Origin of the sequence: Blattabacterium sp. (Blattella germanica) str. Bge, assembly GCF_000022605.2 — a bacterium.
Classification (GTDB): domain Bacteria; phylum Bacteroidota; class Bacteroidia; order Flavobacteriales; family Blattabacteriaceae; genus Blattabacterium.
Genome location: NC_013454.1, coordinates 241,093 through 264,832, shown reverse-complemented (window position 1 = coordinate 264,832; position 23,740 = coordinate 241,093). Strand labels below are relative to the sequence as shown.

At 27.2% G+C, this 23,740-nt stretch carries 37 protein-coding genes; 2 read left to right on the top strand and 35 right to left on the bottom strand.

Annotation, left to right across the window (positions count from 1 at the left end):
* Positions 1-7: 7 nt before the first annotated feature.
* Genes BLBBGE_RS01350 through BLBBGE_RS01340 form a run of 3 tightly spaced genes read right to left on the bottom strand, consistent with a single transcriptional unit; the run spans position 8 to position 2,938 of the window.
* Positions 8-1,255: a GTP-binding protein gene (locus BLBBGE_RS01350; RefSeq protein ID WP_012840811.1), complete on the bottom strand. Its 1,248-nt coding sequence runs from the start codon at positions 1,253-1,255 to the stop codon at positions 8-10.
* A gap of 10 nt (positions 1,256-1,265) precedes the next feature.
* A complete protein-coding gene (gene cysD, locus BLBBGE_RS01345) occupies positions 1,266-2,186 on the bottom strand; it encodes a sulfate adenylyltransferase subunit CysD (RefSeq protein WP_012840810.1) in 921 nt (306 codons plus the stop codon).
* A gap of 26 nt (positions 2,187-2,212) precedes the next feature.
* Entirely contained in the window at positions 2,213-2,938 is a 726-nt protein-coding gene (locus BLBBGE_RS01340; protein WP_041936755.1) for a phosphoadenylyl-sulfate reductase, read from the bottom strand.
* A gap of 171 nt (positions 2,939-3,109) precedes the next feature.
* On the opposite strand from BLBBGE_RS01340, the gene BLBBGE_RS01335 reads away from it, so the two are divergent.
* Positions 3,110-4,339, top strand: a complete 1,230-nt coding sequence (locus BLBBGE_RS01335; RefSeq protein ID WP_012840808.1) for an NADP-dependent isocitrate dehydrogenase — start codon at positions 3,110-3,112, stop codon at positions 4,337-4,339.
* 11 nt (positions 4,340-4,350) lie between these two features.
* On the opposite strand, the gene BLBBGE_RS01330 is transcribed toward BLBBGE_RS01335, so the two are convergent.
* The 5 genes from BLBBGE_RS01330 to menB are packed head-to-tail and all read right to left on the bottom strand — an operon-like array spanning position 4,351 to position 8,930.
* Positions 4,351-5,385: an AMP-binding protein gene (locus BLBBGE_RS01330; RefSeq protein ID WP_012840807.1), complete on the bottom strand. Its 1,035-nt coding sequence runs from the start codon at positions 5,383-5,385 to the stop codon at positions 4,351-4,353.
* Between the two features lie 4 nt (positions 5,386-5,389).
* A complete protein-coding gene (locus tag BLBBGE_RS01325) occupies positions 5,390-6,481 on the bottom strand; it encodes an enolase C-terminal domain-like protein (protein WP_226989465.1) in 1,092 nt (363 codons plus the stop codon).
* A gap of 11 nt (positions 6,482-6,492) precedes the next feature.
* Positions 6,493-7,191 (bottom strand): metal-dependent hydrolase, encoded by a 699-nt coding sequence (locus BLBBGE_RS01320; protein ID WP_012840805.1) that lies wholly within the window; start codon positions 7,189-7,191, stop codon positions 6,493-6,495.
* A 6-nt stretch (positions 7,192-7,197) separates the two neighbouring features.
* The gene (menA, locus tag BLBBGE_RS01315; protein ID WP_012840804.1) at positions 7,198-8,103 is read right to left on the bottom strand and encodes a 1,4-dihydroxy-2-naphthoate octaprenyltransferase; all 906 of its coding nucleotides are present in this window, start codon (positions 8,101-8,103) and stop codon (positions 7,198-7,200) included.
* Entirely contained in the window at positions 8,100-8,930 is an 831-nt protein-coding gene (gene menB / locus BLBBGE_RS01310) for a 1,4-dihydroxy-2-naphthoyl-CoA synthase (protein WP_012840803.1), read from the bottom strand. Before menB ends, menA begins: the two co-directional genes overlap by 4 nt.
* A 75-nt stretch (positions 8,931-9,005) precedes the next feature.
* On the opposite strand from menB, the gene BLBBGE_RS01305 reads away from it, so the two are divergent.
* Positions 9,006-9,416, top strand: a complete 411-nt coding sequence (locus tag BLBBGE_RS01305; protein WP_041936754.1) for a hypothetical protein — start codon at positions 9,006-9,008, stop codon at positions 9,414-9,416.
* Here BLBBGE_RS01305 and BLBBGE_RS01300 read toward each other — a convergent pair.
* The 27 genes from BLBBGE_RS01300 to rplW are packed head-to-tail and all read right to left on the bottom strand — an operon-like array spanning position 9,413 to position 23,739.
* Complete coding sequence (locus BLBBGE_RS01300; protein ID WP_012840801.1) at positions 9,413-10,657, bottom strand: SLC13 family permease; 1,245 nt, start codon at positions 10,655-10,657, stop codon at positions 9,413-9,415. The two genes, BLBBGE_RS01305 and BLBBGE_RS01300, sit on opposite strands and share 4 nt — an antisense overlap.
* A gap of 41 nt (positions 10,658-10,698) precedes the next feature.
* Positions 10,699-11,985 (bottom strand): phosphopyruvate hydratase, encoded by a 1,287-nt coding sequence (gene eno / locus BLBBGE_RS01295; protein ID WP_012840800.1) that lies wholly within the window; start codon positions 11,983-11,985, stop codon positions 10,699-10,701.
* Positions 11,957-12,418 carry a 50S ribosomal protein L17 gene (gene rplQ, locus BLBBGE_RS01290; RefSeq protein ID WP_012840799.1) on the bottom strand — a complete coding sequence of 154 codons (462 nt, stop codon included), beginning with the start codon at positions 12,416-12,418 and terminating at the stop codon, positions 11,957-11,959. Before rplQ ends, eno begins: the two co-directional genes overlap by 29 nt.
* A complete protein-coding gene (locus tag BLBBGE_RS01285) occupies positions 12,419-13,432 on the bottom strand; it encodes a DNA-directed RNA polymerase subunit alpha (protein WP_012840798.1) in 1,014 nt (337 codons plus the stop codon).
* Positions 13,433-13,446: 14 nt separating this feature from the next.
* Positions 13,447-14,055: a 30S ribosomal protein S4 gene (rpsD, locus tag BLBBGE_RS01280; RefSeq protein ID WP_041936694.1), complete on the bottom strand. Its 609-nt coding sequence runs from the start codon at positions 14,053-14,055 to the stop codon at positions 13,447-13,449.
* Positions 14,056-14,069: 14 nt separating this feature from the next.
* The gene (rpsK, locus tag BLBBGE_RS01275) at positions 14,070-14,456 is read right to left on the bottom strand and encodes a 30S ribosomal protein S11 (RefSeq protein WP_012840796.1); all 387 of its coding nucleotides are present in this window, start codon (positions 14,454-14,456) and stop codon (positions 14,070-14,072) included.
* 12 nt (positions 14,457-14,468) lie between these two features.
* Positions 14,469-14,849 (bottom strand): 30S ribosomal protein S13, encoded by a 381-nt coding sequence (gene rpsM / locus BLBBGE_RS01270; protein WP_012840795.1) that lies wholly within the window; start codon positions 14,847-14,849, stop codon positions 14,469-14,471.
* Between the two features lie 6 nt (positions 14,850-14,855).
* Entirely contained in the window at positions 14,856-14,972 is a 117-nt protein-coding gene (rpmJ, locus tag BLBBGE_RS01265; protein ID WP_012840794.1) for a 50S ribosomal protein L36, read from the bottom strand.
* Between the two features lie 19 nt (positions 14,973-14,991).
* Positions 14,992-15,207, bottom strand: coding sequence for a translation initiation factor IF-1 (gene infA / locus BLBBGE_RS01260; protein WP_012840793.1), 216 nt, complete (start codon positions 15,205-15,207; stop codon positions 14,992-14,994).
* A gap of 34 nt (positions 15,208-15,241) precedes the next feature.
* Complete coding sequence (gene secY, locus BLBBGE_RS01255) at positions 15,242-16,633, bottom strand: preprotein translocase subunit SecY (protein ID WP_012840792.1); 1,392 nt, start codon at positions 16,631-16,633, stop codon at positions 15,242-15,244.
* A gap of 12 nt (positions 16,634-16,645) precedes the next feature.
* Positions 16,646-17,107: a 50S ribosomal protein L15 gene (rplO, locus tag BLBBGE_RS01250; protein WP_012840791.1), complete on the bottom strand. Its 462-nt coding sequence runs from the start codon at positions 17,105-17,107 to the stop codon at positions 16,646-16,648.
* Positions 17,100-17,609, bottom strand: coding sequence for a 30S ribosomal protein S5 (gene rpsE, locus BLBBGE_RS01245; protein ID WP_012840790.1), 510 nt, complete (start codon positions 17,607-17,609; stop codon positions 17,100-17,102). Before rpsE ends, rplO begins: the two co-directional genes overlap by 8 nt.
* Positions 17,610-17,626: 17 nt before the next feature.
* Positions 17,627-17,950 (bottom strand): 50S ribosomal protein L18, encoded by a 324-nt coding sequence (rplR, locus tag BLBBGE_RS01240; protein ID WP_012840789.1) that lies wholly within the window; start codon positions 17,948-17,950, stop codon positions 17,627-17,629.
* Positions 17,951-17,961: 11 nt separating this feature from the next.
* Positions 17,962-18,507: a 50S ribosomal protein L6 gene (gene rplF, locus BLBBGE_RS01235; protein WP_012840788.1), complete on the bottom strand. Its 546-nt coding sequence runs from the start codon at positions 18,505-18,507 to the stop codon at positions 17,962-17,964.
* Between the two features lie 17 nt (positions 18,508-18,524).
* On the bottom strand, positions 18,525-18,908 hold the full coding sequence (gene rpsH / locus BLBBGE_RS01230) for a 30S ribosomal protein S8 (protein WP_012840787.1): 384 nt from the start codon (positions 18,906-18,908) through the stop codon (positions 18,525-18,527).
* A gap of 20 nt (positions 18,909-18,928) precedes the next feature.
* A complete protein-coding gene (rpsN, locus tag BLBBGE_RS01225; protein WP_012840786.1) occupies positions 18,929-19,198 on the bottom strand; it encodes a 30S ribosomal protein S14 in 270 nt (89 codons plus the stop codon).
* A 2-nt stretch (positions 19,199-19,200) separates the two neighbouring features.
* Positions 19,201-19,752 carry a 50S ribosomal protein L5 gene (rplE, locus tag BLBBGE_RS01220; protein ID WP_012840785.1) on the bottom strand — a complete coding sequence of 184 codons (552 nt, stop codon included), beginning with the start codon at positions 19,750-19,752 and terminating at the stop codon, positions 19,201-19,203.
* On the bottom strand, positions 19,736-19,972 hold the full coding sequence (gene rplX, locus BLBBGE_RS01215) for a 50S ribosomal protein L24 (RefSeq protein ID WP_012840784.1): 237 nt from the start codon (positions 19,970-19,972) through the stop codon (positions 19,736-19,738). The genes rplE and rplX overlap by 17 nt, the downstream gene beginning before the upstream one ends.
* Before the next feature lie 24 nt (positions 19,973-19,996).
* Positions 19,997-20,368 carry a 50S ribosomal protein L14 gene (rplN, locus tag BLBBGE_RS01210; RefSeq protein WP_012840783.1) on the bottom strand — a complete coding sequence of 124 codons (372 nt, stop codon included), beginning with the start codon at positions 20,366-20,368 and terminating at the stop codon, positions 19,997-19,999.
* 3 nt (positions 20,369-20,371) lie between these two features.
* Positions 20,372-20,644, bottom strand: a complete 273-nt coding sequence (gene rpsQ / locus BLBBGE_RS01205; protein ID WP_012840782.1) for a 30S ribosomal protein S17 — start codon at positions 20,642-20,644, stop codon at positions 20,372-20,374.
* Positions 20,619-20,828 (bottom strand): 50S ribosomal protein L29, encoded by a 210-nt coding sequence (rpmC, locus tag BLBBGE_RS01200; protein ID WP_012840781.1) that lies wholly within the window; start codon positions 20,826-20,828, stop codon positions 20,619-20,621. The genes rpsQ and rpmC overlap by 26 nt, the downstream gene beginning before the upstream one ends.
* Positions 20,825-21,244: a 50S ribosomal protein L16 gene (gene rplP, locus BLBBGE_RS01195; RefSeq protein WP_012840780.1), complete on the bottom strand. Its 420-nt coding sequence runs from the start codon at positions 21,242-21,244 to the stop codon at positions 20,825-20,827. Before rplP ends, rpmC begins: the two co-directional genes overlap by 4 nt.
* A gap of 10 nt (positions 21,245-21,254) precedes the next feature.
* Positions 21,255-21,950, bottom strand: coding sequence for a 30S ribosomal protein S3 (gene rpsC / locus BLBBGE_RS01190; RefSeq protein WP_012840779.1), 696 nt, complete (start codon positions 21,948-21,950; stop codon positions 21,255-21,257).
* A 9-nt stretch (positions 21,951-21,959) separates the two neighbouring features.
* Positions 21,960-22,325: a 50S ribosomal protein L22 gene (gene rplV / locus BLBBGE_RS01185; protein WP_012840778.1), complete on the bottom strand. Its 366-nt coding sequence runs from the start codon at positions 22,323-22,325 to the stop codon at positions 21,960-21,962.
* Positions 22,326-22,331: 6 nt separating this feature from the next.
* The gene (rpsS, locus tag BLBBGE_RS01180) at positions 22,332-22,616 is read right to left on the bottom strand and encodes a 30S ribosomal protein S19 (protein ID WP_012840777.1); all 285 of its coding nucleotides are present in this window, start codon (positions 22,614-22,616) and stop codon (positions 22,332-22,334) included.
* The gene (gene rplB / locus BLBBGE_RS01175) at positions 22,601-23,449 is read right to left on the bottom strand and encodes a 50S ribosomal protein L2 (RefSeq protein WP_012840776.1); all 849 of its coding nucleotides are present in this window, start codon (positions 23,447-23,449) and stop codon (positions 22,601-22,603) included. The genes rpsS and rplB overlap by 16 nt, the downstream gene beginning before the upstream one ends.
* A complete protein-coding gene (rplW, locus tag BLBBGE_RS01170; RefSeq protein ID WP_012840775.1) occupies positions 23,449-23,739 on the bottom strand; it encodes a 50S ribosomal protein L23 in 291 nt (96 codons plus the stop codon). The genes rplB and rplW overlap by 1 nt, the downstream gene beginning before the upstream one ends.
* Position 23,740 lies beyond the last annotated feature (1 nt).

Below are 23,740 nucleotides of genomic sequence, written 5' to 3'. Positions count from 1 at the left end.
TTTAATTTTATTGAATCATACAAGCAGCCACTGTAGAGTAACTTGTTTCATCTATCAAAATGCATGATCCATTTTCTTTGATTTTTTTATAAGGATCATGTGGAACGGGTACAGATGTTTTTACTTTCACTTTAACCAAATCGTTTAATATAGCATGATCTGGTGTATTTTCTCTTTTTAAAGTATTCACATCTATACGATAAGCAATATTCTTTATTCTAACTGAAGCTTGAAAACTGTGAATTTGAAATAAGTATTTATTTCCTACTTTTAATAGTTTATTTGACATCCAACAAAGAATCATCTCAAATTCTTGAGAAAAAATAGGAAGATTATCATCTTTTTTCACTATAAGATCTCCACGAGAGACGTCTATTTCATCTTCTAAATACATAACTATACTTTGGGGAGAAAATCCTTCTTTTATTTTGGTTTCTCCTATTTCCATATGTTTTATAATAGTATGGTTTTTAGAAGGATAAACAATAACTTCATCCCCTTTTCTATATATTCCACTAATAATTTTTCCAGCATATCCACGAGATAAATTATGACTAGAACGAATCACATATTGAACAGGGTATCTAGAAGCTGATAAATAGGTATTTTTTTGAATAACAATATTTTCCAATAAGGAAAGAAGACTAGGCCCATCATACCATTTCATATGAGATGATTTATCTACTACATTATCTCCATTTTTAGCACTAATTGGAATCATATCTAAATTATCTAAACCTACTCTACGAGCAATTACTTGATACTGACTTACTATTGCTTTATAAATACGATAATCATAATTAATTAAATCCATTTTATTAACAGCAAGTATAATTTTTGGAACATTGAGCATGCCAAGAATTAGAGAATGTCTTTGTGTTTGTTCTACTACTCCGTAACATGCATCAATCAAAACAATAGCTAAATCTACATGAGAGGCTCCCGTAACCATATTTCTAGTATATTGAACATGTCCTGGAGCGTCCGCTATAATAAATTTTCTTTTAGATGTAGAAAAATATTTATAAGCCACATCTATAGTTATTCCTTGTTCTCTTTCAGCTTTTAATCCATCAGTAAATAAAGATAAATCTATTTTTTTTACTTGATTGTTTCCATATTTTTTTATACTTTTTTCTGCAACGATAGATAATTGGTCTACAAGTATAGAATGACTGTCATACAATAAGCGACCAATCAGAGTGCTTTTCCCGTTATCCACGCTTCCTGAAGTCATAAATCTTAAAGTATCCATTATAAATTTTTTAAAAATATCCTTGTTTTTTTCTATCTTCCATAGCTGTTTCAGATAAAGAATCGTCTATTCTTGTTTGACCTCTTTCACTGATTTTAGTCTCTAAAAGTTCTTGAATTATTTGTTCAACATTAGTGGCCGTAGACTCTATAGCTGCAGTACAAGTCATATCCCCTATAGTTCTATAACGTAATTTTTTGATATGAACAACTTCATCAGGATTCGGTTTAATCAAATCAGATACAGCCATCCATTTTCCACGAATATTAATAGCTTTCCTTTCATGCGAAAAATAAATGTCTGGCAATAAAATATTTTCCTTTTTTATATAATTCCAGACATCTAATTCTGTCCAATTGCTAATAGGAAAAACTCTTACGTTCTCTCCTTTATGTATTTTACCGTTGTAAATATTCCATAATTCAGGTCTTTGCAATTTTGGATCCCAGGATCCAAACTCATTCCTAATAGAAAAAATTCTTTCTTTAGATCTTGCTTTTTCTTCATCCCGACGTCCTCCTCCAACACAGGCATCAAATTGAAATTCTTCAATAGTATCTATTAATGTATAAGATTGCAAAATATTTCTATTGGGAAATCTTCCTTTAGGTTCAGATAAATTCCTTTGAATTATAGTATCCTCTACTTTTCTTATAACAATTTCCTCTCCGATTTCTTTGACTAGACGATCCCTAAATTTTAATGTTTCAGGAAAATTATATCCAGTATCAATATGAACTAAAGGAAATGGTATTTTTCCCGGTCGAAAAGCTTTTAAAGCCAAATGAACTAATAAAATAGAGTCTTTTCCTCCAGAAAATAACAAACATGGTTTCTCAAACTGTCCTGCTACTTCCCTATAAATATGAATGGATTCTGATTCTAATTCTTCTAAGTAATTTTTAAATAATAAGTTTTCATGTTTATTCATGTTACGTCATTTTTTATTACGAATTATTACTTTTTAATATGCAATCCACATTCTTTTTTGATAGAGTCATCTTCCCACCACCAACGTCCACTTCTATAACTTTCACCACATTTTACAGAACGAGTGCATGGAGCACATCCTATACTTAAAAAACCTTTATCGTATAAAGGATTATAAGGAACTTTATGTTTTTTTACCATTTTTTCTATAACTTCTAACTTCCAATTATAAAGAGGATGATATTTGATCAAGTGATATTTAGAATCCCATTCCAAATAATTGAGTTTTTTTCTATCCAAAGAATGTTCTGCTCGCAAGCCAGTAATCCATACAAAATTTCCTTTTAAAGCTCTTTTTAAAGGTTCTACTTTTCGTAAAAAACAACATTTTATTCTATTTTTTACATTATTATAAAATGAATTAGGTCCGTTTTTTGACAAAAATTCCTCTAATTTTTCTTGATCAGGATAATAAGCCGAAATAGAATATCCATAAAATTTATTTGTATTTTCCCAAACTTTATAAGTTTCTTCAAAAAACCTTCCTGTATCTAAAGTAAATATTTTTATGGGAATTTTATTTGATAAAATAAAATGAGAAATCAACTGATCCTCAATATTAAAACTCGTTGAAAATACTATTTTTCCTGGAAAAAAATTTGAAAGAGTTTTTAATTTTTCCTCTACAGAAGGAGATTTAATTTCTTTTGAAAGATCAGATAAACATTCTTGTGATGGAATTTTCCATTTCATATTTTTCATTCATTACCATAAAAATAAAAAACCCTTCGAATCATTCAAAGGGATGGTAGATTGACACCAAATGCATAATGCATTCTCGTTTCACAAATATAACGAATTTCTTTTGTTATTAAATATTTTGCTAAAAAAATGTAATATTATTTTTATTAAATTTTTAATTTCATGAAAAAAATAAAAGTAAATAATCCTATAGTAGAAATAGATGGTGATGAAATGGCCAGAGTTATGTGGAAATATATCAAAAAATATTTTATTTTTCCTTACTTAGATATAAACATTATTTATTTCGATTTAGGAATAGAAAATAGAAATCTTACCAATGATCAAATTACTATAGATGCTGCTTATGCCATAAAAAAATATAATGTTGGAATTAAATGCGCAACAATAACACCAGATGAAAATAGAATGAAAGAATTTCATTTAAAAAAAATGTGGAAATCTCCAAATGGAACCATACGAAATATTGTTAATGGGACTGTATTCAGAGAACCTATCATTGCTAATAATATTTCTCGTTTCATTCCAAATTGGAAAAATCCCATATGCATAGCTAGACATGCTTATGCAGATCAATATGACGCTGTTGATTTTATAGTTGAGGAAAAAGGAAAATTATATATTTATTTTATTCCAGATAACAATAAAAATAAATCAAAAAAATTTGAAATTCACCATTTCACAGAACCTGGAGTTGCTATGGGAATGTATAACACGGATCAATCCATATATGGATTTGCTCGTTCTTGTTTTAATTATTCTATATATAAAAAATGGCCTTTGTTTCTTTCTACCAAAAATACCATATTGAAAGCATATGATGAAAAATATAAGAAAATTTTCCAAGATTTATATGAGGGTGAATACAAATCAAAATTTAAAAAACTAAAAATTACTTATGAACATCGTTTGATAGACGATATGATAGCAAAAACAATCAAATCAAATGGAGGTTTTATATGGGCTTGCAAAAATTATGATGGAGATGTACAATCTGATTGTATTGCTCAAGGATTTGGGTCATTAGGAATGATGACTTCAGTTTTACTTACTCCAGATGGAAAAACTTTAGAATCTGAAGCAGCTCATGGAACTATAACTAGACATTATAGATTATATCAAGAAAGGAAAAAAACCTCCACCAATCCTATTGCTTCTATTTTTTCTTGGACTCGTGGGCTGAAACATCGTGCTTTTTTAGATAAAAATATGGATTTGAAATATTTTTCTGAAAAAATGGAAAAAACATGTATCAATTTTATTGAATCTGGAAAAATGACCAAAGATTTGTTTCAATTAGTTGATGGAAGTAAATATAACAAGAAAAAAAATTATTTAGATACCAAAACCTTTCTTCAAGAATTAAGAATTTTTTTCGATAAAAAAATGTAGACTTTGTATTTTTATTTAATTTTTTGAATTAATTTTTTCATAATCTCTTTTCTCCTCAATTTTCCCAGTGAATTTTCTATAAAATGAGGAATAAAAAAAATATTTTTTGGTTTATAAAATTTATTTTTTCCATTGAAAAAAAATTCTGGATACTCAAATTGAAAAGGGGATCCTTCAATGATCAATACTATTTTTTCTCCTAAAATTTTGTCTGGAATTGAAGATATAAAAAATCGTCTATGAATAAAAAAATTCATGTTTTTTTCTATCAATTCAGGAATAATTTTTATTCCTCCACTGTTGATAACATTATCATATCTACCGATACAAGTAAACTCATCACTAGATATCATAGAAACGATATCATTTGTTTGTATAAAAGAATCACATGGATAAAAAATTCCTAAACAACTTCTTTCATCTATGCTCAAATGAATATCTTGAAATGATTTATAAAAAGAAGATTTATTTGAACCATTTATTTTTCTTAAAGCTATATGACCTAAAGTTTCTGTCATTCCATAAGTTTCATAACAAATAGTTGAAATATTTTGTAATTTTTTTTCTAAAAAATCGGATACAGAATATCCTCCTATTAAAAGTATTTTAACATATTCTAAATATTTTAAACTAAAAAAAACTTGCATGGGAACCATAGATGTGATATCAAAATATTCTTTAATATTTTTTAGAGGATTAGATGATGGAGGGACACAATAAACTTTCCATTTGAAAATAATAGCACGAACTAAAAACATTTTAGACGCTATAAAATCTGGAGATAAACATAATAATCCTCTTACTCCTCTTTTTGTAAGTTTTAAAAATTCTACAGTTTTTATAGCTCTTTCAAACATGTGTTTTTTTTTCAAAAATATTGTTTTTGGAGATCCGGTTGTCCCAGAAGTTGAAACTTTCAATACAGATTCGTTATCATACCATTTTTTTAAAAAAGAGAAAATAGAATCTTTCCAATGTAAATTTTCTTTACAAGAATTATAATAAAAATCAGTCAATATTTTTTTAGAAGAAAAATCTATCCACATTTTTTTAAAAAAAAATCTTCCATTTCAAAGATGGATTATACCAAATAGAACCTTCTTTAATCTCCAAAGGAGAAATCCAGTTATTAACATACAAAACTCCTGTATTTAATCCATGAACATGAGAGTCAACATTTGAATATTTTAAATGTTGTTTTCTCATCATCATAAAAGTCCATTGCGTAATGGCATTAAGTCCAATATTACTTTCTAAAGAAGAACTAATCCACCATTTAATTTTTCTCTTGTTAGCTTCTAATATCCATTCTTTAGACCCATAAAAACCTCCATTTATACTAGGCTTCAATACCACATATTCAGGATGAATAATATCCAATAATCTTTTTTTTTCTTTTAATTCATGAATTCCTTCTAATTCTTCGTCTAATGCTATAGGTAATTTTGATTGTTTACAGATTTTAGACATATTTTTCCAATATCCAGAAGATATCGGTTGTTCTATAGAATGAATAATACTTAAATCATAAAGTTTATTTAAACAATATAAAGTTTTTTTCATGTTTTCAAAAGAACCATTTGCATCTACACGTATTTTGATAAATGGATATTTTTTTTTAATTTTTTTTAAAACTGAATACTGATAATCGAAAAAATTCGCACTAATTTTCATTTTTATAAATGAAAAGCCTTCTATAATTCTATTTTCTATTTCTTTTATAACACTTCCTTTATTCTTTTTTTTAAAGGAATTCAACCATATTAAAGCGTTTATAGAAATTCCTTTTTTTCCATGAAAAAATTCAGAATCATATAATACAGGAAATTGATTTTTTAAACTTAAAAAAGCTTGTTCTAATCCAAAAAAAATGGATGAATACGAAATATATTTATGATAATGACGAACTTCGGTTTTTTTTAAAGAAACTACTCTTTTAGAGAGATTTTCCAATTCATTTTCGAATCTGTTTTTTGAAACTGATTTCTCTAACAATGGATTACATTCTCCTATCCCTATTTTATTATTTTTTTTCAAAATAATGAACCAAATAGTATTACGATTAAATATTCTATTGGAATTAAATATTTTTTTTCTAAAAAAGAAAGTTTTTTTTTTTAAAAAGAACTTTATTTTTTCCATTTCATTCTTTTTTAAATACATATACTTTCTCCCATTTCTAATAAAATTAGTTCTTTACCTTTTTCATAAAACTTTTTTTTAGCTTCATCTTTATTTATTCGAATCTCTTCAAAAGTATTATAATGAACTCCTAATATTTTTTTGCATTTTAAAAAATCTGAAGCAAGAATAGCTTCTTCTATATCCATAGTATATCTACCCCCTATCGGCAAAACAGAAAGTTTCAGTTTTCCAAAAATAGGAATAAGATTCATTTCACTCATTAAAGATGTATCTCCTGATATGTACAAATTTCCTTCATTTGTATGTAATAGAAATCCTCCAGCATTTCCCCCATAAGTTCCATCATTAAAAACACTAGAATGATTCGCCCAAACATATTTTAATTTTCCGAAAGGAAAAGAAATGAAAGATCCATAATTCATACCATATGTTTTGATTCCTTTTTTTTCGAAATAATTAGAAATTTCATAATTAGAAATAACCAAGACACCATGAAATTTTTGTGAAAATAATTCTACATCACATACGTGATCATAATGAGCATGAGTCAATAGTATATAATCTACTCTTATTAATAAATCATCAATACATTTCAAAAAATTCTTATTGTCAAAAACAGGATTCCCAGAAAAAAAAGGATCTATTAACAAATATTTATCATGTATTTTTAATACAAATGTACTATGAGTAAAAAAAATGATTTTCATATATTTTTATAATAAATTGCTGATACCTATACTTAAGACATACAAAAAAACAATTAAAATCAGTTTTTTTAATTCTAAATTAAATAATTTATTCTTTTTTAAAAAAATTATTCTTTTTACATGAAAAATCAAAAAAATAACAACCAATATAAAAAAAATCCATTGATAAATAGTTTTTTGATTTAAAAATATAAAAAAACCTCCTAAAATAACTGAAACGAATATAGAAGTTATATGATATAATTTTGCATATTTTATTCCCAACCATCCCGCTATAGTATGTTTTCCGTTTTCATAATCATTATCCATATCTCTCATATTGTTAATATTTAAAACAGCCACATTTAATAACCCCATAGATAAAGATAACAAAAACATATCCATATGTAAAGTTTGTGTATATAAAAAATAACTTCCTTGTACCGATAAAATTCCAAAAAAAATGAATACAAATAAATCTCCTATTCCCACTATATATCCATAAGGATAAGATCCAATAGAATATTTTATAGAACTATAAATACAGACAAAAATTCCTATGATATAAAATAAAAAAATAAAAACATTTGTGTATAAAATACTTTGATAAAGTAATAAAAGACCGGATAAAAATGACAATACAGAAAATAAATAAATAGCTATTTTCATTTCATATAAAGAAATGAAACCACATTGAACTGTTCTTTTAGGGCCAATTCGTTTAAAATTATCAACTCCTGTTATGCTATCTCCATAATCATTTGAAAAATTAGCTAATATTTGTAACAACAAAGCTGTTAAAACACATAAAATATATGTAGTTAAATTAACATTTACTCTAGATTGAGATATAAGAAAACTTAAAGTAACTCCAGAAAAAGACAAAGGTAAAGTATGAAAACGAGCTGCATCTATCCAATATTTTAATTTCATAAAAATTTGGTAAATTTCTTAAAATCAGGATCTCTTTTTTCTAAAAAAGCTTTTTTTCCTTCTTGAGATTCATCCATTAAATAAAACATTAAAGTAGCATCTCCTGCTAATTGCATTAATCCATGTTGTCCATCTAATTCTGCATTTAAACAACGTTTTATCATTCTTAAAGACATAGCACTTCTCTTTTGTATTATTTTACACCATTCTATGGTTTCTTCTTCTAATTTTTTTCTACTTACAACTTTATTGATTAATCCCATTTTTAATGCTTCTTTAGCAGTATATTTTTTACATAAAAACCACATTTCTCTTGTTTTCTTTTGACCAATATGACGAGCTAAATAAGAACATCCAAATCCTCCATCAAAAGAACCTACTTTTGGTCCCACTTGACTAAAAATAGCATTATCAGATGCAATAGTTAAATCGCAAACTACATGTAATACGTGTCCTCCTCCCACTGCATAACCATTTACCATTGCTATGACAGGCTTAGGTATTTCTCTTATTTTTTTATAAAATTCTAAAATATTTAGTCTTGGGACTCCGTTTTTATCTAAATAACCTCCTAAACCTCTGGTGGTTTGATCCCCTCCAGAACAAAAAGACTTATCTCCAGCTCCCGTTATAATTAACACATCTATATCTCTTCTCTTATTACATATATCCACAGCATCTATCATTTCATTTACTGTTTCTACACGAAATGCATTATGACACCATGGTCTGTTTATTTCTATTTTAGAAATTCCTTTCCAAAAAAGAAACAAAATATCTTCATATTTTTTGATTGGAATCCAATCTTTTTCTAAGGTAGAATTCATAATAAAATAAATTAAAAATTGATGTTTATTTTTACAAAATACAAAATAACAAAAAAAGAACTTCAATTATGCTTTATGTATCGTAATATATTCTCAGTATCTACTGGTGTGACAATAAGTATTATAGAAATACTCTCTGCTATTAAATTTATAAAAAAGTGGTTCATTAAAATCCAATCCATTCCGTTAAAAAAATTAAAACATGTTTTTATTGAAGCTCCTACTGAATTTTTTTTGGTTCTAATTTTTTTCTATGCATTTAGTGCTTTATTGGGAGGAACAATTACTGCTTTTTTTGCACAAAATGCGAAAAAGGCCCATGCAATGTTAACTGGATTCATTTTATTTTTTATAGCATTATTTCATGTATTTTTTTATCCATTTCCTTTATGGTTTAAAGTAATCATACTACCACTTTTTTTTCCTTTTTCATATTTAGGAGGAGATTTAATAGAATTCTTACAAAGAAAAAAATGGATAAATTAAATTAAAAGGTAAATAAATCCAGATATATAGCCGATTAAAGCTATCCAACTAATTTTTTTTAAATACCAAAAAAAATCTATTTTTTCCATTCCCATAGCTGCTACTCCTGCAGCAGATCCTATAAGAAAAATACTTCCACCTGTACCAGAAACATAAGCTATAAAGTGCCATAAATCGTGATCCATTGGATAAGAAAACATGGCTATAGTAGCAGCAACTAGAGGGACATTATCTATAATAGAAGAAATCAATCCAAATATAAAAGTTGTTATTTTCCATGTAGAAACAGTTTCATTAATCCAACTAGATAAATTATATAATTTTCCTAAAGATTCCAAAGAAGAAACTGACAGCAAAATTCCTAAAAAAAACAAAATACTAGAAAAATCCAATTTTTTAAAAAAATCGTCTATAGAACATTCTGATTTATACTTTTTGACTACACAAAGTAGAATTCCAAGAGAAAACATCATTCCCATATATGGGGGAACACCCGTAATTATTTTGTAAATAGGGACAAGTAACATTAATAACAAACCTGTTTTCAACATAAAAAAACCTCTTTTAAGATGATCTTTTGATAATTCATTTTTTTTAATTTGAAAAGATCCATTGAAAATAGGAAGACAAGACGCTATGAATGTGGATACACACATACATAATATAGAAGGGATAAGTATCTTTTTTATAAGATATATAGTAGTCACTTTGTTAGAAATCCATAACATTGTCGTGGTTATATCTCCAATTGGAGACCAAACTCCTCCTGCATTAGCAGATATAATCACTATCCCCAAGTAATACAAACGTTCTTTATAATTAGAAATTGTTTTTCTAAGAAGAGAAATTAAAACAATACTTGCAGTGAGATTATCTATTATAGCAGATAATAAAAAAGAAACTAAACTTATTATCCACAAAAATTTACGTTTTGTTTTTGCATAAAATAATTCTCTTAAAGCTTCAAATCCAGAATATTTTTCAATTACAGCAATAATAGACATAGCCCCAATAAGAAAAAAAACAATTTCAGAAGCTTTCGCTAAATGAAATAATAATAAATGCTTAGGATCCTTTTTGATTATTAAATGTTGATCTAGTTCATAAACAGGAAGATGAAATAACAGAATTAACGACCAACACGTAACCGCCATTAAAATAGATGGAATAACTTTATTTAAAGAAAATAAGTTTTCAAGAGTAATGAATAAATATCCAAGTATAAAAACTAAAATTACCATTGGTTCTTAATTCATCATTGTATAGAATAGAATACTTATACTTATGTATGATTCCATCCTGAATAAAGAGAATATTTACCAAGCGTTTCTTCAATACGTAATAATTGATTATATTTTGAAATTCTTTCAGAACGACAAATAGAACCGGTTTTTATTTGTTCTATGTTCAATGCAACAGAAAAATCTGCAATGAAAGAATCCTCTGTCTCTCCTGACCGATGAGATATAATGTTTTTATACTTTATTTTTTTAGCTAAATTGATCGTTTCAATTGTTTCTGTGAGTGTCCCTACTTGATTTACTTTTATAAGAATAGAATTTGCTATTTTTCTTTTGATTCCCTCATTTAATTTTCCAACTTGAGTAACAAAAAGATCATCTCCTACCAATTGTATTTTGTCTCCCATTTCATTTGTTAGTAATTTCCATCCATCCCAATCATTTTGATCCATTCCATCTTCAATAGATATAATTGGATATCTTCTAATTAAATAAGATAAATAATCAACATGTTCTTCTCTAGATTTGTCTGAATTTTCTGTTTTTTTTTCAAATTTAGAATAGTTATATTTATTATCTGAATAAAATTCAGAAGCAGCACAATCTATAGCTATTCCTATTTGATCATAAGGTTCATAATTGGCCATATGTATAGCTTCTAAAATATGGTCTAAAACATCTTCTATTCCATTAAAATTAGGAGAAAATCCACCTTCATCTCCTACACTTGTAGATAATCCTTTTTGATGTAAAATATCTTTTAATTGATAAAAAACCTTATATCCCATTTGAAGAGCTTCCAAAAAAGTATTAGATTTAACAGGAACTATCATAAATTCTTGAAAAGCTATAGTTGCATTAGAATGCCTCCCTCCATTTACAATATTAATTAAAGGGATAGGTAAAACATTTGTATAAACTCCTCCTATGTATTTATAAAGAGGAATTCTAAGTTCGTTAGATGCAGTTCTAGCTACAGCTAATGATACTGCTAAGATAGAATTTGCTCCCAGTCTTTTTTTATTAATCGTACCATCTAATTCTAACATTAATTTATCAATATAAATCTGATCAAAAACAGATTTTCCAATTAATTCAGAACTGATAATACTATTAATATTATGAATAGCCTTTAAAACTCCGTTTCCACAAAAAATATCTTTTTTATTATCACGTAATTCAAAAGCCTCATTTTCTCCTTTTGAAGCTCCAGATGGAACAGAAGCACGTCCCAACACCCCTTTGTCCGTAATTACATCGACTTCTACAGTAGGATTTCCTCTTGAATCTAATATTTGCCTAGCCTGAATGCTTTTTATTTTGCTCATTGTTCATTTTTGTTTGTCTGTTTTTTTTTCTGCTACGTCTTACAGATTTTATGATCTTTTTAGATGTATAAATATCATTAAAATCTACAAATTCAATAAAAGAAAGAATAGCTTGGTCTCCAAAACGAAATCCAGTTTTTATTATTCTAGTATACCCACCTGAACGAAGTCTAACTTTATCAAAAAGATTTTTAAATAACTCAGAAACAGCTGTCTTATCTCTCAAATACGAAAAAATATTTCTTTTGGAATGAGTTGTGTTTATTTTAGATTTTGTAATAATAGGTTCAACATATTTTTTTAAAGCTTTTGCTTTAGCTAAAGTTGTAAAAATTTTTTTTTTCTTAATCAAAGAAGAAGCAAGATTAGAAAGAATAGATTTCCGATGTCCATATTTTCTTCCTAAATGATTATTCTTATTTCTATGATTCATCTATTCTTTATTATTTTCTTTATTATTTAATCTATATTCTGATATTTCCATTCCAAAACATAATCCCTTTTCTTTCATTTTACTTTCTAACTCATCTAAAGATTTTTTACCAAAATTTCTCATTTTTAACATATTATTTCTGTTACAACTAACTAAATCGGCTATAGATTCTATAGATGCAGATTTTAAACAATTTTTAGTACGAACAGATAAATCCATGTCACTTAATTTAGACTTTAACAAAGTCCTCATTCGCAAGAATTCTTCATCATATTTTTTGTCTTTGTTAATTTCTTCTTGTTTCTTTTTTCCTATTTTTTCATGAGAAAAAATAGAAAAATATTGAATTAATATTTTAGAAGCTTCCATTAAAGCTGATTTTGGACATATAGAACCATCCGTTTGAATTTCTAAAGAAAGATTTTCAAAATCAGTTTTTTGACCTACTCTACAATTTTCTATTGTGTATTTCACGTTTCTAATAGGAGTATAAATAGAATCTATAGGAATTGTTCCAATTAAATGATCATTATTTTTTTTATTTTCTTCTGCAGGGACATAACCTCTTCCTTCTTCAATTGTAAAACTGATTTCTAGTGGTATAGATTCATCTTTATTACAAATCACTAAATTTTCGTTTAAAATATGAAATCCGGAAATGAATTTATTTAAATATCCTCCCGTAACCTGTTTTCCATGATGTATAGATGCATTCACTGTTTCTTTATGAATTCCTGATATTTTTTGTTTCAAACGAATTTTTTTAAAATTCAATACGATTTCAGTCACATCTTCTACTACTCCTTCTATAGTAGAAAATTCATATTTAACTCCTTTAATTCTAATAGAAGTTACTGCAAAACCTTTTAAAGATCCTAATAAAACTCTTCTTAATGCATTTCCCAAGGTGATTCCATATCCAGGTTCTAACGGTTTTAAATGAAAAATACCTTTATTATCTGAAAATTCAGACATTGCAATTCTATCAGGTTTGACGAAATCTAGAATAGCCATATGATTCACTTCTATTATTTTGAATATAATTCCACAATGAGTTGCTCTTTAATATTTTCAGGAATTTGTGTTCTTTTTGGCATAACCCTAAATATACCTACCATATTTTTTTCATCAAAAATTAACCATTCAACCAATGTTCCTGTTTTTTTTTGTATAGAATCTAATATAATTGGATGTTTTTTGGATTTTTCTCTTACTCCTATTTTATCTCCTGGCTTTAATCTAAAAGATGGAATATTCACTATACGATCATTTACAAAAATATGTCTATGAGAAACTATTTGGCGAGCAGAAGATCTAGATGGAGCGAATTTAAGTCTAAAAACTATATTATCAAGACGACTTTCACATGCTTGCAATAATAATTCTCCGGTTATTCCTTTTTTTCTTGCAGCTTCAAAAAATAATTTCTCAAATTGACGTTCTAATATTCCGTAAGTATATTTTGCTTTTTGTTTTTCTATCAACTGTATAAAATACTCAGAACGTTTTCCTCTTCTACGATTATTTCCATGTTGTCCGGATGGATATTTTCTTCTATCAAAATATTTATCTTCTCCATAAATACATTCTCCAAATCTTCTAGAAATTTTTGTTTTAGGTCCTATATATTTTGCCATAATTAAAAAAGATATCAAACTCTTCTTCTTTTGGGAGGTCTACAGCCATTGTGTGGTAAAGGAGTTATATCTTTTATTATTGTTACCACAATTCCTGAATTGCTTAAAGCTCGTATAGCAGCATCTCTACCAGCTCCAGGTCCCTTTACTTTAACCTCTACTTTTTTAATTCCAGCATTTATAGCTTCTTTTGCTACATTTTCTGCAGCCATTTGAGCGGCATATGGAGTGTTCTTTTTAGACCCCTTAAAATTCATTTTTCCAGCAGAAGACCAAGCTATAACTTCTCCTTTTTTGTTAGTTAAAGTTATAACAATATTATTAAAAGTAGATTGAATATGAGCTTCGCCCAAAGAATCTACTACTACAGATCTTTTTCTTCCCAATGATGATTTTGCCATAAGATTATTTTATCATTTTGTAACTTTCTTTTTATTTGCTACAGTTTTCTTTTTTCCTTTTCTAGTTCTACAATTATTTTTTGTTTTTTGACCTCTTAACGGCAATCCTTTTCTATGTCTTGTTCCTACATAACAACCTATATCCATCAATCGTTTAACATTGAATTGTATTTCAGATCTTAATTCCCCCTCAATTTTTATATTATTGGATATATACTTTCTAACTTTACTGATATCATCATCGGACCAATTTTCTATTTTTTTATTTTCGTCTATTCCAACAGAATGCAAAATAATTTTTGATAAACTTTTTCCTATTCCATACAAATAAGTAAGACCTATGATCCCTCTTTTAGATCTAGGAAGATCTACTCCTGAAATTCGAACTGACATATTAATTTACCCCTGTTTTTGTTTAAATCTAGGATTTTTTTTGTTAATAATTCGCAAACGTCCTTTTCTACTGACTATTTTACAATTTTCAGTTCTTTTTTTTAAAGAAGCTCTTACTTTCATAAAAATAATAATATTTAATTTAATATCTATAAGTTATTCTACCTCTTTCTAAGTCATAAGAAGACATTTCCAATCTTACTTTATCTCCTGGTAGTATTTTTATATAATGCATTCTCATTTTTCCGGAAATATGAGCTTTAACAATACATCCATTTTCCAATTCAACACGAAACATTGCATTTGGAGAGGATTCTATAATGATTCCATCAACTTCAATATGCTTTTGTTTAGCCATACAAATATATTTACCAAATAATATACAAAAAAAATTATAATCTAGTATATCTACCACTACGATTTTTTACCATCATTAATTCATCATAATGATAATTTAATAAATGAATATTCACTTGTTGTGAAATATCTAAAATTACTCCTACTACAATTAATAATGATGTTCCTCCATAAAATAATGCAAAATTTTGAGTAATTCCCATACGAAAAACTATAGAAGGAAAAATAGCAATTATTGCTAATAAAATAGCTCCAGGAAGTGTTATTTTAGATAAAACATGATCTATATATTCAGCAGTTTCTTTTCCTGGTTTAATTCTTGGAATATGACCCCCATTTCTTTTTAAATCGTCAGCCATTTGATTTACTGGAATTGTAATAGCCGTATAAAAAAAAGTAAAAACTATCACTAATATAGAAATAGTTAAATTATACCATAAACCATAAATATCTTGAAAAAGATGAAAAAAATTCTTAATATTAACATTTTTTACATAATCAGAAAAAGTTAAAGGGAAAAGCATAATAGCTTGAGAAAATATAATAGGCATTACACCTGCTGCTGTCATTTTAAGTGGAATATACTGATGTTTTTTTTGTATCAACTGAGATCCTACTTCCAAAGATTTATAATGAGAGACATATTGTACCGGTATTTTTCTAATAGCTTGAATGATTATAATAGAAAATAAAATTACCAATAACCATAATAAAAATTCAAGAAATAAAATTATGAATCCTCCACTACCAATTTCTAATTTGCTAAAAATTTCTTTAGCAACTGCGTCTGGAAAACGTGCTATTATTCCGGACATAATTATCAAAGAAATTCCATTTCCTATTCCTTTGTCTGTTATTTTATCTCCTAACCACATGGTAAATAAAGTACCAGAAGTTAAAATCATTATTCCTATAATCCAAAACATACTTTTTCCATAAAAAGTATTTATATCAATTAAATAGGTTTTATCAGAAGAATTTGAAGAAAAAGGAATAAATTGTTGAGTTAAAGAAATAAGATAGACAGGAGCTTGTATTAAACATATTCCTACTGTTAACCATCTTGTAATTAAACTAATTTGTTTTCTACCACTTTCTCCATCTCTTTGCAATCTTTGTAAATAAGGAATGATTATGCACATCAATTGAATAATAATAGAAGCAGATATATAAGGCATAATCCCTAAAGCAAAAACTGAAGCTCTATTAAAAGCTCCTCCAGTAAAAGAGGATAAAATTTGCATCAATCCTTTGGATCCTGAATTAAATTTTTCTATAAAATCACTAATTCCTAAAGGATTAATTCCTGGAAGAGGGATATAAGCACCAAAACGATATACCAACAATAAACTTAGAGTTGCTATTATTTTTTTTCGTAATTCTTTAATATTCCAAATATGATAAAAAGATCTTAAAAGATTATCCATATATTGATTTTATCATATAGATAAAGCTTCCCCTCCCGATTTTTTGATATGTAACAAGGCTTTTTTGCTAAACTTATATGCGTATATTTTTAATGAAGAATTAAGGGTTCCTCTCCCTAATATTTTCACCAAATCATCTTTTTTTGCTAAATTATTTTTTAATAAAATTTCTGGATTGACTATATCTTTAATTTTGCCTTGATTTACAAAATTTTGAATTGTATCTAAATTAATCAAAACAAATTTTTTACGTAAAAAATGTCTCCTAAATCCAAATTTAGGTATTCTTCTTTGAAGAGGCATTTGCCCTCCTTCAAATCCTCTTTTTTTGGAAAAACCAGATCTAGATTTGGCTCCTTTGTGTCCTCTTCCACAAGTCCCTCCTTTCCCAGACCCCTGTCCTCTTCCCAATCTTAATTTTTTTTTATGAGATCCGTTTTTTGGACATAATCGATTTATTAAGTTTTCATCCATTATATACTTTTTTGATACTAATTCCTCTCTGTTTTGCTATAATATGAACATCTCTCATATAACTTAATGCTTTTATAGTAGCTTTAATAACATTATGATGATTAGAAGATCCTTTAGATTTTGACAAAACATTTCTTAATCCAGTAGCTTCAAGAACTGCTTTTAATGGACCTCCGGCTATAATTCCAGTTCCATCAGAAGCTGGACGAATTAGTATGTGAGCTCCTCCATACTTAGCTTCTTGTTCATGAGGAATAGTTCCATTAGAAATACAAACTTTACAAAGATTTCTTTTAGCCTGTTCTCCAGCTTTATGAATTGCATCAGGTGCTTCTTTAGACTTTCCAAAACCATAACCTACTATTCCATTTTCATTTCCTTTAATGACAATAGCACTAAAACTAAAATATCTCCTTCCTTTAGTCACCTTACATACTCTTGTAACTCCAACCAATTTTTCTTTTAATTCTAATCCTGTAGACTTTATTTTTTGATCATACATTATATCATATATTTTTTTTAAAACTTTAATCCAATTTCTCTAATTCCTTCAGCTAAAGATCTAATTCTTCCATGATATAAATATCTTCCTTTATCAAATATTAATTTTTTTATTTTCAATTTTTTAGCTCTATTTCCTAATAATTTTCCTACTTCATTAGATAACTCTATTTTTGTTTTTTTATAATTATGAAATATTTTTTCTTTCGATGATGATGAAACCAAAGTATTTCCAGAAATATCATCTATAATTTGAGCATAAATTTGTTTATTACTTCTGAAAACAGAAATTCTAGGTCTATCTAATTCTCCAAAAATTTTTTTCGGTTTTTTTTTTTTCATTTTAATAAAAATTAAGCTGATTTTCCAGCCTTTTTACGAATTTCTTCTCCTAAATATCTTATTCCTTTTCCCTTATAAGGATCAGGAATTCTGAAAGATCTAATTTTAGCAGATACTATCCCTAAAAGTTGTTTATCATAAGATTTTAAAACTAAAATAGGATTTTTACTCTTTTCCGATTTTATTTCTACATAAATTTCTTCAGGAATCTGCATCATGATATTATGAGAAAAACCTAGATTTAGTTCTAAAATATTTTCTTTATAAGAAGCTCTATATCCAATTCCTACTAATTCCAGTTCTTTAATAAACCCTTTTGTAACACCTATAATCATGTTATTAATTAAAACACGATATAATCCATGTAAAGATTTAGATTCTTTATCTTCTTGAATTCTAGTAATTATCAATAAATCTTTTTTTAAACTAAATTCCAATTTCTTGGAAATCTCTTGACTTAAAGAACCTAAATTTCCTTTCACTAATATTTTATTGTCAAATATCTTTATATTTACATTTTCAGGAATAGGAATAGGTTTTTTTCCAATTCTAGACATTTCAAAATATTATTTAACTAATACACATAACACAAAATTTCTCCCCCTATTCTTTTTTTTCTTGCTTGTTTATCTGTTATCACTCCATTAGAAGTAGAAATTATAGCAATTCCTAATCCATTTAACACACGAGGTAAATTTTTATATTTGCAATATTTTCTAAGTCCTGGCTTGCTTATTCTGATTATATGTTGGATAACAGAGGTTTTTCCTTGAAAATATTTTAAAGCAATTTTAATAGTTTTTTTACTTTTTTCTATTTTATAACTTAAAATATATCCATTTTCCAATAAAACATCAGAAATTTCTTTTTTTATTTTAGAAGAGGGGACTTCTAAAAGTTTATGTTTTGCTAAACTGGCATTTCTAATTCTAGTTAAAAAATCAGCTATCGTATCCATATCACACTAATATATTTTAGCTACCAACTTGCCTTTTTTACACCAGGAATTAAACCTTGGGAAACCAAATTTCTAAAAACAATACGAGAAACACCAAACTGACGCATATACCCTCTACATCTTCCAGTAATGGAACATCTGTTTCTCAAACGAACAGGAGATGCATCTTTAGGTAATTTTTGTAACAATTCATAATTTTTAGATTTTTTTAGACTTTTTCTTTTATTTGCATATTTCATTACCATTTTTTCTCTTTTTCTTTGTCTTGCTTTTACCGATTCTTTAGCCATTTTTATTTTTTTTTGAAAGGTATGCCAAAAGAAGATAAAAGATTTTTAGCCTCAATATCATTTTTAGCAGAAGTCACAAATGTAATATTCATTCCCATATTTTTTCTAATTTTATCAATATTTATTTCAGGATAAATAACTTGTTCCATTATTCCCATATTATAATTCCCATAACCGTCAAAACTGCTTTCTTTTACTCCATTAAAATCTCTAACTCTAGGTAAAGAAACAACAATCAATCGTTCTAAAAATTCAAACATTTTTATTCTTCGTAAAGTAACTTTTACTCCTATTGGCATTCCTTTTCTTAATTTAAAACCAGATTCATCATGTTTAGAATAACAAAGAATAGCTTTTTGTCCTGTTATATCCGTTATTTCTTTCATAGAAAAATCTATTATTTTTTTGTCAATGACAGATAAACCAACTCCTTGATGGACTACTATTTTTTTTAATTTAGGAACTTCCATAATAGATTTGTATCTAAATTTTTTCATTAAACTTGGAACAATTTCTTCCTTGTACAATTTTTGTAATCTAGATTGATACGTCATCCTTTTTCTTTCTTAAATTAGATATATGAATAGGAGCTTCTTTTTCTATAATTCCTCCTTTAGGATTTTTAACACTAGGTTTCGAATGTCTTTTTATCATATTTATACCACGTATAAAAACCTTATTTTTTTTAGGATAAATTTTTGAAACAATACCTTCATTTCCTTTATGATTTCCTGATAAAATCAATACTTTATCTTCTTTTTTTATTTTTGACATGATATTATCATTATCAGATTCGTTTTATAGCACTTCTTGTGCTAAAGATATAATTTTCATATATTCTTTTTCTCTAAGTTCTCTTGCTACAGGACCAAAAACTCTTGTTCCTATCATTTCTCCAGAAGCATTAATCAATACACAAGCATTATCATCAAAACTTATATAAGATCCATCTTTTCTTTTTGTTCTGTTTTTTGTTCTAATAATCACTGCTTTAGACACCTGACCTTTTTTAACTGTACTTCCTCCGGAAACAGCTACTTTTATAGTAACAACTATAGAATCTCCTAGAGAAGCATATCTTTTTTTAGTTCCACCTAGTACTCTAATAATCAAAGCTTCTTTTGCTCCTGTATTATCCGAAACTTTACAAATAGATTCTTGTTGTAACATAAATTATTTAGATTTTTCTAATATGGACACCAATCTCCAACATTTTTTTTTGCTTATAGGACGCATTTCCATAATACTAACTTTATCCCCATTTTTAGATACATTTTTTTCATCGTGAACCATGTATTTTTTTTTCCTTACAATACTTTTTTCATAATATCTATGTTTCACTTTTCTAACCTCAGAGACTACAATAGTTTTATCCATTTTATCACTTACAACTATTCCTTGTTTTTGTTTTCTACTATTCCTAAATTTTTTTTGTTTTTCTATCATTTATTTTTTTATTCAATTCAGTTTTCAATCTAGCAATTTTTCTTCTTAAAATTCTAATTATCATGGGATTCTTATGTATTTTTATAGAATGATAAAATTTTATATTTTGATAATTTTTTTCATGAACTTGAATTTCATAAATCAAATCATCAATTAATAAAGTTTTTATCTCTGAATTTTTCATAATTTAATTTCATTAGAAAAAACGAATTTCATTTTAATAGGAAGTTTTTGAGCGGCTAATCTTAAAGCTTCTTTTGCTACATTTATTTCTACTCCATCAACTTCAAACAAAATTCTTCCAGGTTTAACCACAGATACCCAAAATTCAACGGGTCCTTTTCCTTTTCCCATACGTACTTCTTGAGGCTTTTTTGTAGCTGGTTTATCTGGAAAAATATTAATCCATAATTTTCCTTCTCTTTTCATATATCTAGTAGCGGCTACTCGAGCTGCTTCCAATTGTTTTGAAGAGATCCAAGCTCCTTCTAAGGCTTTAATTCCATATAAACCTCTAGAAAGAGTGATCCCTTTCTTAGAATTTCCACGAATCCTTCCCTTTTGTTTTTTTTTATATTTTGTTTTTTTTGGTTGCAACATAAAATATATACTATTTCTTTTTTCTATGAGTTGCTTTATTTCCTCTTTGTTTTTTTTGCATTCCTAAAAAAGGAGATAATTCTCTTTTTCCATATACTTCTCCTTTCATTATCCATACTTTAATTCCTATACTTCCATAAACTGTATTTGCCACAGACATATGATAATCTACATCCGCACGAAAAGTTCCTAACGAAATTCGTCCTTCTTTATAAGTTTCACATCTAGCCATTTCTGAACCATTCAGTCTTCCAGAAATTTGAATTCTTATACCTTGAGCGTTCATCCTCATAGCAGATAGGATAGACAATTTAATTGCTTTTTTATAAGAAATTCTATTTTCTAATTGTCTAACTATACCTTTAGCTACTAATGGAGCATCTAATTCAGGACGTTTAACTTCAGATATATTAATCTGAACTTCTTTTTTAGTAAGTTTTTTCAATTCTTTTCGAACAGTGTCTACTTCATCTCCTCCTTTTCCTATAACAAGAGCAGGACGAGATGTACGAATAGTAATAGTAATAAATTTTAAAGTTCTTTCAATGAAAATTCTAGAAACAATACCTTTTGGTAATCTAGCTTCTATATATCTTCTTACTTTAAAATCTTCCTGTATTCGATCTTTGTAATTATTGCACCAGCTAGATTGCCATCCTGTAATAATCCCAAGACGATTAACAATTGGATTTGTTTTTTGTCCCATATATAAAAATTACATTTCTTTTCTTTTTTCTAAAAAAACTAAAACATGACTTGATTTTTTTCTAATTCTATGTCCTCTTCCTTGAGGAACAGGACGTAACCTTTTTAAGGTTTTTCCTTGATTGACTTTAATTTCTTTTATATATAACTCTTCTCCAGAAGAAAATTCCTCATACTTTTGTTTCCAATTAGACAACAAAGAAATAAGCAGTTTTTTCAAAAAAAAAGATATTCTTTTTTTTCCACTATATGTCAGTATATCCAAAGCTTTTTGGATCTCTTTATTTCTAATTAAATCCACTACCGATCTCATTTTTCTTGGAGAACATCTTACACCATTTAGAGAAGCTGAAACTATATTAGTTTCCTGTTTCATATTATATTATTTCTTTATTTTCAATTTATTCTTAGATCCAGCATGTCCTCTAAAAGTTCGAGTAGGAGCAAATTCTCCTAACTTATGTCCAATCATATTTTCAGTGATATACACATTAATAAATTGTTTTCCATTATGAACAGCAAATGTTTGTCCTACAAAATCAGGTAAAATGGTAGATGGTCTAGACCAAGTTTTAATAACAGTTTTTTTTTCTAATTTCAGATTATTTAATACTTTTTTGTACAATTTATGAGATACATATGGACCTTTTTTTAAGGATCTTGCCATAATAAAAATTTATTTTTTCTTCTTTGTAAAATATATTTATTAGAATATCGTTTTTTAGAACGAGTTCTGAATCCTTTAGAAGGCTTTCCCGTTCTACTTCTAGGAATTCCTCCAGATGCTTTTCCTTCTCCACCTCCCATTGGATGATCTACAGGGTTCATAGCCACTCCTCTAGTTCTAGGACGTTTCCCAAAATGTCTTTTTTTACCAGCTTTACCGTATGTTTCTAATTGATGATCAGGATTAGATACAACTCCGATTGTTGCCATACAAGTAATCAAGATCATTCTCATTTCTCCCGAAGGTAATTTAATAGTAGCATATTTTTTATCTTTTGCGAACAATTGAGCAAAAGATCCTGCACTTCTTGCGATTTTTGCTCCTTGACCGGGTCTAAGTTCTATACAAGAAATATTAGTACCCAAAGGGATTTCACTTAAAAAAGTAGAATTTCCTATATGAAAAGGAATGTTTTTTCCAGAAATAATTTCCTGACCTATTTTGAATCCATCCATAGCTACAATATATTTTTTTTCTCCATCTTTATAATATAACAAAGCTATTAAAGAAGATCTATTTGGATCATATTCTATAGACTTTATAATAGCAGGAATTCCAAATTTTTTTCTTTTAAAATCTATTACTCTATACTTTCTTTTATGTCCTCCTCCAGAATAACGTATAGTCATTCGTCCAGTATTATTTCGTCCTCCAGACTTACATTGATTTTTAACTAAGGTTTTTTCTGGTTTACGTTTTGTAATTTGATCTAAACAATTTTTAACTCTAAAACGTTGACCAGGAGTAATAGGTTTTAACTTTCTAATTGACATTAAACTTCTTGTTGATTAAAAAAATCAATTTTCTGATTTTCTTTAAATTGAATAATAACTTTTTTCATTTTTTTGGTTTTTCCATAAAGAAATCCTTTTTTAGTATATTTAGATTTATCTTTTCTAGGATAAATCATGGTTCTGACATTTTTTACGGAAAATCCAAATTTTTTTTTAATTTCTTTCTTTATTTGAATTTTATTATAATTCACATTTACAGATAATGTATAACAATTATTTTTCTCTCCTTGAGAAGATTTTTCTGTAACAAAAGGTTTAATCAAAATCATA

Bases quoted from the DNA above. Each gene is read 5' to 3' on its own strand.
- menB (WP_012840803.1), bottom strand. From the start codon at position 8,930: ATGAATTCTACCTTAGAAAAAGATTGGATTCCAATCAAAAAATATGAA.
- BLBBGE_RS01305 (WP_041936754.1), top strand. From the start codon at position 9,006: ATGTATCGTAATATATTCTCAGTATCTACTGGTGTGACAATAAGTATT.
- rpsE (WP_012840790.1), bottom strand. From the start codon at position 17,609: ATGTATGATCAAAAAATAAAGTCTACAGGATTAGAATTAAAAGAAAAA.
- rpmJ (WP_012840794.1), bottom strand. From the start codon at position 14,972: ATGAAAGTAAGAGCTTCTTTAAAAAAAAGAACTGAAAATTGTAAAATA.
- rpsM (WP_012840795.1), bottom strand. From the start codon at position 14,849: ATGTCAGTTCGAATTTCAGGAGTAGATCTTCCTAGATCTAAAAGAGGG.
- rpmC (WP_012840781.1), bottom strand. From the start codon at position 20,828: ATGAAAAATTCAGAGATAAAAACTTTATTAATTGATGATTTGATTTAT.
- rplX (WP_012840784.1), bottom strand. From the start codon at position 19,972: ATGTCAAAAATAAAAAAAGAAGATAAAGTATTGATTTTATCAGGAAAT.
- rpsN (WP_012840786.1), bottom strand. From the start codon at position 19,198: ATGGCTAAAGAATCGGTAAAAGCAAGACAAAGAAAAAGAGAAAAAATG.
- rpsK (WP_012840796.1), bottom strand. From the start codon at position 14,456: ATGGCAAAATCATCATTGGGAAGAAAAAGATCTGTAGTAGTAGATTCT.
- rplQ (WP_012840799.1), bottom strand. From the start codon at position 12,418: ATGAATCATAGAAATAAGAATAATCATTTAGGAAGAAAATATGGACAT.
- infA (WP_012840793.1), bottom strand. From the start codon at position 15,207: ATGGCTAAACAAAAGCATATTGAAGTTGATGGAATCATTATAGAATCC.
- rpsS (WP_012840777.1), bottom strand. From the start codon at position 22,616: ATGGCAAGATCCTTAAAAAAAGGTCCATATGTATCTCATAAATTGTAC.
- rplB (WP_012840776.1), bottom strand. From the start codon at position 23,449: ATGTCAATTAGAAAGTTAAAACCTATTACTCCTGGTCAACGTTTTAGA.
- cysD (WP_012840810.1), bottom strand. From the start codon at position 2,186: ATGAATAAACATGAAAACTTATTATTTAAAAATTACTTAGAAGAATTA.
- secY (WP_012840792.1), bottom strand. From the start codon at position 16,633: ATGGATAATCTTTTAAGATCTTTTTATCATATTTGGAATATTAAAGAA.
- rplO (WP_012840791.1), bottom strand. From the start codon at position 17,107: ATGGATGAAAACTTAATAAATCGATTATGTCCAAAAAACGGATCTCAT.
- rplR (WP_012840789.1), bottom strand. From the start codon at position 17,950: ATGAAAAAAAAAAAACCGAAAAAAATTTTTGGAGAATTAGATAGACCT.
- rplW (WP_012840775.1), bottom strand. From the start codon at position 23,739: ATGATTTTGATTAAACCTTTTGTTACAGAAAAATCTTCTCAAGGAGAG.
- BLBBGE_RS01335 (WP_012840808.1), top strand. From the start codon at position 3,110: ATGAAAAAAATAAAAGTAAATAATCCTATAGTAGAAATAGATGGTGAT.
- BLBBGE_RS01320 (WP_012840805.1), bottom strand. From the start codon at position 7,191: ATGAAAATCATTTTTTTTACTCATAGTACATTTGTATTAAAAATACAT.
- rplP (WP_012840780.1), bottom strand. From the start codon at position 21,244: ATGTTGCAACCAAAAAAAACAAAATATAAAAAAAAACAAAAGGGAAGG.
- menA (WP_012840804.1), bottom strand. From the start codon at position 8,103: ATGAAATTAAAATATTGGATAGATGCAGCTCGTTTTCATACTTTACCT.
- rplV (WP_012840778.1), bottom strand. From the start codon at position 22,325: ATGAAACAGGAAACTAATATAGTTTCAGCTTCTCTAAATGGTGTAAGA.
- BLBBGE_RS01340 (WP_041936755.1), bottom strand. From the start codon at position 2,938: ATGAAATGGAAAATTCCATCACAAGAATGTTTATCTGATCTTTCAAAA.
- BLBBGE_RS01330 (WP_012840807.1), bottom strand. From the start codon at position 5,385: ATGTGGATAGATTTTTCTTCTAAAAAAATATTGACTGATTTTTATTAT.
- eno (WP_012840800.1), bottom strand. From the start codon at position 11,985: ATGAGCAAAATAAAAAGCATTCAGGCTAGGCAAATATTAGATTCAAGA.
- BLBBGE_RS01350 (WP_012840811.1), bottom strand. From the start codon at position 1,255: ATGGATACTTTAAGATTTATGACTTCAGGAAGCGTGGATAACGGGAAA.
- BLBBGE_RS01285 (WP_012840798.1), bottom strand. From the start codon at position 13,432: ATGGCTATTCTAGATTTCGTCAAACCTGATAGAATTGCAATGTCTGAA.
- rpsH (WP_012840787.1), bottom strand. From the start codon at position 18,908: ATGGATACGATAGCTGATTTTTTAACTAGAATTAGAAATGCCAGTTTA.
- BLBBGE_RS01300 (WP_012840801.1), bottom strand. From the start codon at position 10,657: ATGGTAATTTTAGTTTTTATACTTGGATATTTATTCATTACTCTTGAA.
- rpsQ (WP_012840782.1), bottom strand. From the start codon at position 20,644: ATGATAGAAAAACAAAAAAAATTTAGGAATAGTAGAAAACAAAAACAA.
- rplE (WP_012840785.1), bottom strand. From the start codon at position 19,752: ATGACGTATCAATCTAGATTACAAAAATTGTACAAGGAAGAAATTGTT.
- rplF (WP_012840788.1), bottom strand. From the start codon at position 18,507: ATGTCTAGAATTGGAAAAAAACCTATTCCTATTCCTGAAAATGTAAAT.
- BLBBGE_RS01325 (WP_226989465.1), bottom strand. From the start codon at position 6,481: ATGGAAAAAATAAAGTTCTTTTTAAAAAAAAAAACTTTCTTTTTTAGA.
- rplN (WP_012840783.1), bottom strand. From the start codon at position 20,368: ATGTTACAACAAGAATCTATTTGTAAAGTTTCGGATAATACAGGAGCA.
- rpsD (WP_041936694.1), bottom strand. From the start codon at position 14,055: ATGGCAAAATATATAGGACCTAAAACAAAAATTTCTAGAAGATTTGGA.
- rpsC (WP_012840779.1), bottom strand. From the start codon at position 21,950: ATGGGACAAAAAACAAATCCAATTGTTAATCGTCTTGGGATTATTACA.